At 61.0% G+C, this 11493-nt stretch carries 11 protein-coding genes; 2 read left to right on the top strand and 9 right to left on the bottom strand.

The window, feature by feature from the left end:
• Nucleotides 1-804, top strand: an 804-nt coding sequence (locus GHO25_RS24405) for a 2-oxo acid dehydrogenase subunit E2 (protein WP_178110216.1), incomplete at its 5' end; no start/stop codon positions are given.
• A gap of 10 nt (nucleotides 805-814) precedes the next feature.
• Nucleotides 815-2206, top strand: a complete 1392-nt coding sequence (gene lpdA, locus GHO25_RS24400) for a dihydrolipoyl dehydrogenase (protein ID WP_153393021.1) — start codon at nucleotides 815-817, stop codon at nucleotides 2204-2206.
• Nucleotides 2207-2775: 569 nt separating this feature from the next.
• Here the strand turns inward: lpdA and GHO25_RS24395 are convergent.
• The 9 genes from GHO25_RS24395 to GHO25_RS24355 all read right to left on the bottom strand — a co-directional run.
• Nucleotides 2776-3735, bottom strand: a complete 960-nt coding sequence (locus GHO25_RS24395; RefSeq protein WP_153393017.1) for an ABC transporter ATP-binding protein — start codon at nucleotides 3733-3735, stop codon at nucleotides 2776-2778.
• Nucleotides 3735-4724, bottom strand: coding sequence for an ABC transporter ATP-binding protein (locus GHO25_RS24390; protein ID WP_153393013.1), 990 nt, complete (start codon nucleotides 4722-4724; stop codon nucleotides 3735-3737). Before GHO25_RS24390 ends, GHO25_RS24395 begins: the two co-directional genes overlap by 1 nt.
• Before the next feature lie 2 nt (nucleotides 4725-4726).
• Nucleotides 4727-5611: a D,D-dipeptide ABC transporter permease gene (gene ddpC, locus GHO25_RS24385; RefSeq protein WP_048369273.1), complete on the bottom strand. Its 885-nt coding sequence runs from the start codon at nucleotides 5609-5611 to the stop codon at nucleotides 4727-4729.
• A 1-nt stretch (nucleotide 5612) separates the two neighbouring features.
• Nucleotides 5613-6629: an ABC transporter permease gene (locus GHO25_RS24380; protein ID WP_048369272.1), complete on the bottom strand. Its 1017-nt coding sequence runs from the start codon at nucleotides 6627-6629 to the stop codon at nucleotides 5613-5615.
• Nucleotides 6630-6705: 76 nt separating this feature from the next.
• On the bottom strand, nucleotides 6706-8277 hold the full coding sequence (locus GHO25_RS24375) for an ABC transporter substrate-binding protein (RefSeq protein WP_372240971.1): 1572 nt from the start codon (nucleotides 8275-8277) through the stop codon (nucleotides 6706-6708).
• Between the two features lie 182 nt (nucleotides 8278-8459).
• The gene (gene ddpX, locus GHO25_RS24370) at nucleotides 8460-9011 is read right to left on the bottom strand and encodes a D-alanyl-D-alanine dipeptidase (RefSeq protein ID WP_262123637.1); all 552 of its coding nucleotides are present in this window, start codon (nucleotides 9009-9011) and stop codon (nucleotides 8460-8462) included.
• Between the two features lie 37 nt (nucleotides 9012-9048).
• On the bottom strand, nucleotides 9049-9903 hold the full coding sequence (locus GHO25_RS24365; RefSeq protein ID WP_153393003.1) for a MurR/RpiR family transcriptional regulator: 855 nt from the start codon (nucleotides 9901-9903) through the stop codon (nucleotides 9049-9051).
• 294 nt (nucleotides 9904-10197) lie between these two features.
• Nucleotides 10198-11241 (bottom strand): iron chelate uptake ABC transporter family permease subunit, encoded by a 1044-nt coding sequence (locus GHO25_RS24360; RefSeq protein ID WP_123751490.1) that lies wholly within the window; start codon nucleotides 11239-11241, stop codon nucleotides 10198-10200.
• Nucleotides 11238-11493, bottom strand: a 256-nt coding sequence (locus GHO25_RS24355; RefSeq protein ID WP_153393000.1) for an iron chelate uptake ABC transporter family permease subunit, incomplete at its 5' end; no start/stop codon positions are given. The genes GHO25_RS24360 and GHO25_RS24355, both read right to left, overlap by 4 nt.

Raw genomic sequence — 11493 nt, 5'->3', positions numbered from 1 at the left:
GGGCTGGACCTGGCGAGCCTTAAAGGCAGCGGCCCCAACGGCCGTATCGTCAAGCGCGACGTCGAAGCCGCCAGCGCCGTCCCCGTAGCGCCAGCACCGGTCATTGCGGCAACGGTCAGCGGCCCGGGGTTTGATGAAATCCCCCACAGCGGCATGCGCAAAACCATTGCCCGGCGCCTGGTAGAGAGCAAGGCCACGGTCCCGCATTTTTACCTGGACGTCGAGATTCGCATGGAGCGCTTGCTGGCCTTGCGTGAGCAAGTCAACCAGAGCGCGCCGCGCAAAATCTCGATCAACGACTTTATCGTCAAGGCCGTGGCTGTGGCCCTGCGCCAGGTACCGGCCATGAACGTGACCTGGACCGACACTGCGCTACGCCAGTACCACGAGGCCGATGTGTGCGTGGCGGTGTCCACGGACACCGGGCTGATTACCCCGGTAGTGCGCAACGCGGGCGGCAAAGCCTTGTCGCAGATCAGCGCCGATATCGCAGAACTGGCCGAGCGTGCCCGTGACGGGCGCCTGCGGCCCGAGGAATATCAGGGCGGCAGTTTCACAATCAGCAACCTGGGCATGTTCGGCGTCGAGCAATTCAGCGCCATTATCAACCCGCCTCACGCAGCAATTCTGGCGGTGGGCGCGACCCAGCAGAAGCCGGTGGTTGAAGACGGCGAGCTGAAAGCCGGCGCGGTCATGCGCTGCACCTTGTCGGTGGACCACCGCGCCGTAGATGGTGCGCTGGCGGCGCAATGGCTGGCCGTGTTCAAGGGCCTGATGGAAAACCCGCTGGGCATGCTGATTTGAGGGAGTCCCCATGAGCGATAACACTTTTGACGTGATCGTGGTGGGTGGCGGCCCCGGCGGTTACGTCGCGGCGATCCGTGCCAGCCAGTTGGGCCTGCGCACGGCGCTGGTCGAAAAGGCCCACTTGGGCGGGATCTGTCTGAACTGGGGCTGCATCCCCACCAAAGCCTTGTTGCGCAGCGCCGACGTCTTGCGCCTGATCCGCAATGCCAAAGGCTTTGGCATTGACGTGGGCCAGGCCAAACCGGACCTGGAGGCCATCGTCAAACGTTCCCGCGACGTGGCGGCGCAGTTGCAGCGCGGCGTCAGCGGGCTGATGAAAAAACACCGTGTCCAGGTCTTCAACGGCCATGGGCGGCTTAATGGCCCGCAGCGGCTGAGCGTGACCGGCGAGCAGGGCGAACAACAGCTGAGTGCGGCGCACATCATCCTTGCCACCGGCGCACGGGCCCGCGTGCTGCCGGGCATGGAGCCAGACGGCCAACACTTCTGGACCTACCGTGAAGCGCTGGTGCCAAAAAGCATACCCAAGCGTTTGGTGATCATCGGTGGCGGCGCCATCGGCATCGAATTCGCCAGCTTCTACCATGCCCTGGGTGCCCACGTCAGCGTGGTGGAGATGGCTGAGCGCATCTTGCCGGTCGAAGACCAGGACATCAGCGCCCACGTGGCCCAGTCGCTGACCCGCGAAGGCATCAACTTGTACACCGGGTGCGCAGTCAAAAGCAGCCGCGTCCAGCAGGGCAGCGTCCAGGTGCAACTGCAAGGCAAGCGCCAGGAGACGTTACAGGCCGATGTGGTGCTGGTGGCGGCGGGGATTGTGGGCAACGTTGAAGACCTTGGGCTCGAAGGGACTGGGGTCAAGGTCGAGCGCAGCCATGTGCAGGTCGATGAATACTGTCGCACCGACGAACCGGGCGTGTACGCCATTGGCGACCTTGCCGGGGCACCGTGGCTGGCGCACAAGGCCAGCCACGAAGCGGTGATCTGCGTAGAGAAAATCGCCGGGCACGCCCCGCATCCGTTGAATCCGCTCAGCGTCCCCGCGTGCACCTACAGCCACCCGCAAGTGGCCAGCGTGGGCTACACCGAAGCCCAGGCACGCGCGGCCGGCAAAGCGCTTAACGTCGGTAAATTCCCCTTCGTGGCCAACGGCAAGGCCATCGCCATGGGCGCCACCGAAGGTTTCGTCAAAGTCATCTTTGACGCCGACAGCGGCGAACTGTTGGGCGCACACATGGTGGGTGAAGAAGTCACCGAAATGATCCAGGGCTACGTCATCGCCCGTGGGCTTGAGACCACCGAGGCTGAACTGATCGACAGCATCCTGCCGCACCCGACCATGTCCGAAGCCATGCACGAAGCCGTGCTGGCCGCCTACGAGCGGGCACTGCACAGCTGACAACCCCTCGTCTACGACGCCGCGCTGACGCGCATCAAACAGGCCGCCGAGTAACTTCAGCATCCCCCAATCGGTTCCCTCTCCTTCGGGAGAGGCGTGGTGAGGGGGATCTTAGATCAAGATCAATAAATCGCAGCCTGCGGCAGCTCCTATCAAATATGAAATAAGTTATTGATTCTAAAGGCCTTGTAGGAGCGAGCTTGCCTCGCGATCTTTTGATCTTGATCCAGCTTGTGATCTTGATCTAAGAGGCCCCGTTAAACCACGCTGTCCGAACGCAGGTGTTGCGCAGTGGCTAAGCCGCAGCAATGGATATGTACCCAAAAATACTGAGGTGGATGGTTTTACGGCTGCATGCAGCCGATCGCAGCCTTCGTACCTCGTCAGCGACTACAGTCGCCTGTTTGCTGCGCGATAGCGCGGCGTCGAAGACGGGGCGGCAGCTCCTACAGAGGGTTCCGGCCTTACGACGTGCCTCTGCGCAAAACCTGCGTTCGGCCAGCGTGGTTTAACGGGGGCTCTTAGATCAAGATCAAAAGACCGCGAGCACGCTGGCTACAGCACTTTATTTACTGCTGCACATGACACCGGACCCCCGTCTCAAGCGCTTGCGGCTGTTGGCAGCCATCGGTGCTCAGGCTGCAGCGTTCACGGAAGAAACACCCCTGGGGAAGGTTTCGGTTGCCTGGCAATTCGGTGGGCGCCGCCACCTGTTCGGCCCGCAATGGCACGCCCAGGCGGGGAACGGCTTCGAAGAGCAGGCGCGTGTACGGATGGCGCGGCTGGTCAAGAACTTGCGCCGCGCTGCCCAGCTCGACGATCTGCCCCAAGTACATCACGGCCACCCGGTCAGACATGTGCCGTACCACCGAGACGTTATGGGAAATCAGGATGTAGGTCAGATTGCGCGCCCGTTGCAACTCGGCCAGCAGGTTGAGGATCTGCGCCTGCACCGAGATGTCCAGCGCAGAGGTGGGCTCGTCCAGCACGATGATGTCCGGGTCCGACGACAAGGCTCTGGCAATGGCGATCCGCTGGCGCTGGCCGCCGGAGAACTGGTGGGCAAAACGGTCGAGGTATTCCGGACGGATACCGACCTGGGCTGCCACTTTCGAGGCAATGTCGCGCATCTGTTCGCGTGAGCGCATGCCGCGCGCATAAAGCGGCTCGGTGATGATGCGCCAGATCGGCAACCTCGGGTTCAGTGATGATTGCGGGTCCTGAAAGACAATTTGCACATTGCTGCTGCCCTGGCCTTTTTTGCCGTTGGCCCAGCTCAACGCGCCACTGCTGGGGGCAACCAGGCCCATCAGCACTTGCGCCAGGGTACTTTTGCCACAGCCGGACTCACCGACGATGCCCAGGGTTTCTCCGGCCCTGACCTGAAGGTCGATGCCATTAAGGGCATGGGCATAGCCGCGGGGCCGCCCCAGCCAGTCATTACTGACGGGGAAGCGCACGCGCACGTCGGTCAATTGAAGGATCTCGTGAGGCACCACGGCCACCGATTCAGTCACTGCACTGTTCATCACGAAAGCTCCTTATGCGGTAGCCAGCAAGCGCTTTTACGTTGTTCATCGTGGTTGATGGCGGTCAACACCGGCCGCTCGCTGCATATCGGCAACGCATGCTGGCAGCGCTCAGCGAACGTGCAGCCGACGGGCAGGCGCGAGAGATTCGGCACTTGCCCGGGAATGGTCATCAAGGGCTGCCCCGGCTCGACCATTTCCGGCAAGCCGCTGAGCAACCCCTGGGTGTAGGGATGGCGCGGATGGCGCATCACATCCGCGGTCAGCCCTTGCTCAACCACCGCGCCGGTGTACATTACGTACACCCGGTCACAGAACTGCGACACCAGGGCCATGTCGTGGGTGATCAGCAGAATGGCAGTGCCTTTTTGCCGGGCCTTTTCTTGCAGTAACAGCAGCACCTGGCGTTGCACCGTGACGTCGAGTGCGGTGGTGGGTTCGTCGGCGATCAGCAACTGCGGCTCACACGAGAACGCCAGGGCAATCATGACCCGCTGGCGCATGCCGCCCGACAGTTCGAACGGGTAGCTGTCCAGAACCTGCTCGGGGCTGGCGATGTGCATGTCGCGCAGCAGCTCGATGGCCTTGGCCCGGGCCTGTTGTGTACTGATTTTTTGGTGATGGATGATCACGTCGAGCATTTGCCGACCGATCCGCCGCGTCGGGTTGAGTGCGGTCATCGGCTCCTGGAAGATCATCGCCGCATCACGGCCGCGAATCTTCAAAAGCTCTTTTTCAGGGGTGATGAGCATGTCGCGATCGAGCATGCTCAGGCTGCCGGAGGTGATCCGGTAACTGCGCTCGGGCAGCAAGCGCATGCTGAGCATCGCGGTGACGGATTTACCCGACCCGGACTCGCCGACCACGCCCACAATTTCGCCGGGGTTGACGTGCAACGACACGCCATTGAGTGCCTTGACGCTGCTCTTGTAGGCCGGGAACTCCAGGCTCAAGTTGTCGATGGCCAACACTGGATTGCAAGTAGACATGCTTATTTCCCCTGCTGGCGTGGATCGAGCAGATCGCGTACGCCATCGCCCAACAAATTGAAGCCCGTAGCCGTGATCAGAATGGCCAGCCCCGGGAAGGTGGAGTACCACCAGTTATCCAGAATGTAATTGCGCCCGGTGGCGACCATTGCCCCCCACTCAGCGGTGGGCTGTTGCGCACCCAGGCCGATAAAGCCCAGGGCCGAGGCCATGAGAATGGCGCTGCCGATGTCCAGACTCAGTTGCACCAGCAATGGTGGCATGGCGTTGCGCGCAACGTGCCAGTGGACCATGTGCCAGCGCTCGGCACCGAAGGTTTCGGCGGCCTTGACGTAGCCCATCTGGCGAATGCTCAAAGACTGGCCGCGGGCCAATCGCACATAAGAAGGGATCCGTACCAGAGTAATCGCCAGCATGGCATTGAACAGGCTGGCGCCCAGAGCGGCTGCCAGGGCCATGATCAGCACCAGTGACGGTACCGACAGCATGATGTCCATCATGCGCATGGTCACGGCGTCGAAACGCCCGCCAATCACCCCGGAAAAACAGCCCAGCAGCCCGCCGATAAAACAGGCGGAAAAGGCCACGAACAAACCGACGCCGACCGATTGACGGCTGCCGAACAGCACTCGGCTGAACAGGTCACGGCCTACTTCATCGGTACCGAACCAGTGCTCGGCAGACGGCGCGGCCAAACGCGCCGAGAGGTTCAGGGCGTTAGGGTCATGGCTGGCCAGCCATGGTGCGAAGATCATGCACAGCACCACCATCAGGGTGATGGCCAGCCCGGCCATGGTCAGCGGGCTGCGGCGGATCTGATGGATCAAGTAGGCGGTTTGCTCGCGCCAGCGCGGGGTGGGGGCGGTGGAAGTCAGAGGGACGGACATTTCAATTCACCTCGCCGATACGCGGGTCGATCACGCGATACAGAAGATCGATGGCCATGTTCAGCAACACATAGATAAACGACACCAAAATGGCGAAACCCATTACCGCCGGGAAATCCAGCGACTGGATCGACTTGACGACGTAGGCGCCCATGCCGGGCCAGGCGAAGACAGTCTCGGTGAGCACTGCGCCGTAGAGCAGGTCGCCCAGGGTCAGGCCGAGCACCGTCACCGAAGGGATCAACGCATTGGGCAGGGCGTGGCGCAGGATCACGGTCCAGCGCGACAGGCCATAGGCGCGGGCCGTGCGGATATAGTCCTCGCCGAGCTGGTCGAGCATGGCGGAGCGAATTTGCCGGGCGATCACCCCCAGCGTCACGAAACCCAGTGTGGCGGCGGGCAGGATGAGGTGTTTGAGCGCGTCCACAAACAGGCTGAAGTTTCCGGCCAGCAGGGCGTCAATCAGGTAGAACCCGGTAATCGTGGTTGGCGGGGCAAGCCCTTCGGACAGACGCCCGCCACCGGGCAGCCAGCCCAGATGGCCATAAAACAGCACGATGGCGCCCAGCCCCAGCCAGAAAGCCGGGGTTGAAATCCCGGTGACCGCCAGGGTCCGTGCAATCTGGTCGATGGCGCGGTTGTGATAGACGGCCGACAACACACCCAGCGGTACGCCCACCACAATCGCCAGGAACAACGCGACTACCGCCAGTTCCAGGGTCGCCGGGAAGAACGCCTGCAGGTCTTCGAGCACCGGGCGATTGGTGCGGATCGACGTGCCGAGGTCGCCCTGCACCAGGTCCAGCAAGTAACGGCCATATTGTTGGTACAGCGGCAAATCCAGCCCCAGTTGATGGCGGATGCCGGCCACCAGCTCATCGCTGGCACGGTCACCGGCAATGAGTCGGGCGGGGTCGCCAGGAATCAGGTGGGAAATGGCAAAAGTAATCAGCGAAACACCGAACACGACCAGCAACAGGCCAAGCAGGCGCTTGCGCAACAACGTCAGGAAGGCCATAAGGCACCTCTGTTACTCAAACGACAGATATCAGAAAACCGTGCACGCCTTTAGCGGCGTGCACGAAAGCGCTGGTTCACTTGCTCATGCTGCCCAGGTTGAAGACCTGTTCGAGCATGGGGTTGAACACATAGCCTTTGACCGAATCACGCATCGGCAAGGTGTAGCTCTTTTGGTAGAGGTACACGTAAGCACTGTCGTTGAGCGCCAGCTTTTGCGCGTCCTGATACAACTCGACGCGCTTGGCCTGATCGCTGGTGGTGGCCGCTTCACGAATCAGCGTGTCGACCTGCGGGTTGCTGTAGAACGAGCGGTTGCCTTGCAGGCCCTGCATTTTGGAGTCGAACCAGAAGTTCATGAACATGTACGGGTCGGCGAAGTCAGGGCTCCAGGTGCCGACGGCGATGTCGTAGTCGGCCTGGCCCACCCGTTCGCGCAGGGTGGCGTTGGCAGTTTTTTCCATCTTGAGGTTAATGCCCAGTGGCATCAGGGCCGCTTGCAAGGTCAGGCCAATCGGTTCCCAGTTGGCGTCCTTGTCCGAGTACATGTAACTCAGGTTGGTGATCTTTTTCGGCACTTTGGCCAGGCTTCCGGCTGCTGCCGCCATGTCTTGCTTCATGTTCGGCAGCGAGCTGTCATACGCCCACATGCCTTTGGGGATCGGCCCGTTCAGCAGCTCGGCCTTGTCCTTGAGAATGCCGCTGACGATGCCCTTGTAGTCCACCGCTTCGGTGATAGCACGGCGGGCGTCAACGTTGGTCAGCGGGCCTTTCTTGTTGTTGAGGTACAGGTAGGTCACCCGCAGGGACGGGTACTCTTTGACTGCAATGCCTGGCTTGCTGGCCAGCGCCCCCAACTGGTCTTCGGGCATGTCTTCAATAATGTCGAGGTCGCCACGTTCCAGTTGCAAGCGACGTACCGAAGGCTCGGCGATGATTTTCAACACCACGGTTTTCAACGCAGGCGCGGGGCCGGCGTAGTGAGGGTTTGGCTCCAGGGTCAGCGACTGGCCTTTTTGCCAGTTGGCCAATCGATAAGGGCCCGAACCTGCGGTGTGGCTGGACAGCCAGGCGTTGGTGTCTGCGCCTTTGTTCGCCACCAGCGGGTTGATCACCGAGGCGCCGTTGTGGGCCAGGGTGTAGAGGAACGGCGCAAAAGGTGTTTTCAGGGTGAAGCGGATGGTCTGCGGGTCAACCACAGTGACCACCATGTCTTCCGGGAATGCCCCGGACGGCCCTTGCTTGAGGGTCATCAAACGGTCGAACGAGAATTTCACTGCTGCGGCGTCTACGGCGCTGCCGTCATCGAACTTGTTGCCCGGCTTGAGCTTGAATTCCCATACCAGGTTGTCGGGGGACACGGTCCAGCTTTCGGCCAGGTCGCCCTCGACTTCGGTGCTGCTCTTGTCACCGTCGGTCTTGTAGCCCACCAAACGCTGATAGGACGGGTAGGTAATGGTCCAGTCGTTGTTATCGAACGTCACGGCGGGGTCGAGGGTTTGCGGGTCGGCGGGTTTGCCGATAATCAGCGTGTCCTGTGCCACGGCGGCGGTAGCAGCCTGCCAGGCGCCGAGGCTCAAGGCGGCACACAAAAAACTCAGCGCCAATCTGCGGGCACGGGGAGGGGTGTGGCGGTTCACGGGGTTCATGACGGTCATTGCCGGTTTCCTTCAACATTCGATGTCTGGAAGTGGGTCAGGTTTTTTTTTGGAATCTATAACCGGGCAGTAGCAGTTGAAGCATGTTTACAGCGTTTTTGTTGTTCTTTTCTGGCAGTGCGTTGGCCCTGAAACTCTTTGGTTTCATCGACCTTTTACGGCTCAAACAGGTGTTACTCGTGGATCAACGGGTAGTCGTCGGCGTTGGGTAATTCGTAATGCCACCATTCACTGGCGATCGGCTGAAAGCCGGCTCCGAGCATCACTCCTAACAGCAGCAAGCGATTGCGTTGCACCTGCACGGGCAAGTGTGGGTAGAACTGGTGCGAGGGTTCTTCCATGGTGTCGAAACCCGTGCCCATATCCAGCGCTACACCGTCGCCGTCCACCAGTGTCAGGTCAACCGCGACACCGCGACTGTGGTGTGAGCCCAGGTGCGGATCGCGCACGTAGTCACCGTTGGGCAGGGCTTCCCACAACAGGAACTGCGCAGCAGGCGGCCGGTAGGCGTCATAAATCAGCAGGCTGTACCCGGCCAGTCGCGCCAGTTCGCTGGCCTTGCGCAGGCAGGCAGCGGCATCGCGATGCAGCAGGCAACGGGTTGTCGGGTAGATCACTTTGCCGGCCAGATTGTCGGCAGTGGCGTAGATCATGTTGATCTGCACCTGAAACTGCCGGGCATCAATCTCAATCAGCGGGCTGGGACTGGTAACGCTCTGATTCACACACTCACTCCTGGTGAAATCGGTTGGGGCAATGCGCTTAACCTTCGAACTGGCCGAAGGCTTTTTGCAGTTGACGGTTCTTGGCCAAACGTTCGTCCAGATGCTCGCCATATTGCTGCGCAACAGCTGAAACCATGAGATTCAACAGGCATGCCAATGGCGCCGGGGAATCCCAGAATTGGCCAACATCGGTTTTGATCTGCAACAGATCCAGCGCGTAGTCACGGGCCCACGGGCATTGCAGGTCGGTAATCAGGGCCAGCGGCAATGCGTTTTCCAGGGCCGCCTGGCAGAAGGTCTGGGTCACGCTGGAATACGCGCGAAAGTCGGCAATGATCGCGTAGGGGTTGTCGAAGCCTGAGTTCAAGGTTTCGGCATAAATGCCAGACAGGCCGTCCACGTAGTAAACCTTGGGGCGGATGTACTCAAGGTGGCTGTGAAAGGCCGTGAGAATCCCGCGGGTGGACTGGATGCCGATAATAAACACGGCATCGGCTTCGTGGATGCGTTTGACGATCTGGGCAAAGGCTTCGCTGCGCGCCACTTCATAGACGTACTGGATCGCTTCGATTTCACGTTGCATCGAACGGTCGAGCGCGTCACCGCCGTTGCTTTCAGCGCGAAAGGCTGCAATCCGGTCGGTGATCAACCAGGACGCAGGCACTTCACCGCGCAAGCTCTGTTTGACGTCGTCGAGGTTCTGATAACCCAACGAGCGCAAGAACCGCCCGACCGAAATTCCGGTGGTTGAGGCTTGCAGCGCAATGCTGTCCGCGGACTCGAAAGGGAGTTGTTGCGGGTTGCCGAGCAAGTAACTGGCAATGCGCTTGCCGGTCGGCGTCATGCTGGAAAACTCGTTTTCCAGCAACTGAAAAAAATTGTTTTTTTCCATAAAGATCAACGCGCGCCGACAGATGAGTGTTATGTGAGTGTCATTTTCACTCTTTGTGTTATCAACATAACATCAGTCTTCGAGCGGACACAACGGCTTTTCTGCGGATTGCAGAGGAATTAATTTTTGGCGTGGGAATGCCGCTCACTTAAGCCATTCAGGCTCTGTGGGAGCGGGCTTGCTCGCGATGGTCGTTAACGATGACGCGTACTGACCGACTCAATGGGGGGCTCTGAAGGCCATCGCGAGCAAGCCCGCTCCCACACTTGACTAGCGTGAATTCCAACACAGGGGTTAGCCGATTGGCTTGCGACTTCGGGTTAGTAGCCACAGCAGGTAAAACCCGCCCAATAGCCCGGTGGTCAGGCCGATGGGCAGGTTGAGGTTCAGCGGGAAGCGCTGGCTCACCAGATCGGCGCTGAGTAACAGCAGGGCGCCCATGATGGCGCCGGACACCAGCGGAATGTCCGGTGAGCCGGTCAGGCGTCTGGCCAGTTGCGGCGCTGCCAGGGCGATAAAGCTGATCGGCCCGGCCGCCGCCGTGGCAATAGAGGTCAAGCCCACGGCGGCCATGACCATCACCAGTCGCGAGCGCTCAACCGGGACGCCCAGTTGGCAAGCGGTGTCGTCACCCATCTCGAGAATGTTCAATTGCCGCGCATGGTAGATCGCAATGGGCACGATCAGCACAAAGCCCAGGGCTGCCGGCACCACGTGGGACCAGGTGCGGGTGTTCAGCGAACCCGACAACCACAGTTGCGCGGTCATGGCCTGATCGAGGTCGCCGGTCACCAGCAAGACGGTGTTGAGGCCGGTGAGCATGGCGCCGACGCCAATCCCCACCAGCACCAGACGATAGCCGCCGGTGGTGCGGCCTTTCAGCGACAGGACAAACACCACGGCGGCTGTGCAGACGCCTGAGAGTACGGCCGCCAGCGAGGTACCCAACGGCCCGGCATTGAACAGGATGATTTGCACAATGGCGCCACTGGCTGCGCCGGTGGTAAAGCCAATGATGTCCGGCGAGCCCAGCGCATTGCGCGAGATCGACTGAAACACCGACCCGGCCATGCCCAACGCGGCGCCGACGAACACGGCGGTGAGTACGCGGGGCAAACGCACCCGCTGAATGATCCGCTCGGCCGTCGGGTTGTCACCCAGGCCGAACAGGCTGGCGAGCACTTCGCCGGGGCTCAGGTGCAAGGTGCCGATGCCCAGTAACAGCACGGCCAGCAGCAGTGCCAAGAGCATTAAACCGGCGCCGATCAATGCCGCCCGTGGGCGCCAGACAAACGAGCAGTGTGCGAAACGAAGCACGGCGGGCAGGCTGTTTTTCATAGTTGGCTCAGTCGGTACTTGCGCACCACAGCAATAAAGAAGGGCCCGCCTAGCAACAGGGCGACGATCCCGGCAGCGATTTCAGATGGGGCGACCACCACCCGGCCCAGCACGTCGGCACCCAGCAGCAGGATTGCCGCGTAGAGCCCGGAGTAGGGCAGGATCCAGCGATAATCCGGGCCCACCAGCAAGCGGGCGATGTGTGGTGCCACCAGCCCGACAAAGGCAATCGGCCCGGCCCCGGCCGTGGCT

Origin of the sequence: Pseudomonas sp. FSL R10-1350, assembly GCF_009600525.1 — a bacterium.
Taxonomy (GTDB): Bacteria; Pseudomonadota; Gammaproteobacteria; order Pseudomonadales; family Pseudomonadaceae; genus Aquipseudomonas; species Aquipseudomonas helleri.
Note: the sequence above shows the minus strand (reverse complement) of the source record. Positions and strands in the feature narration are given on the sequence as shown.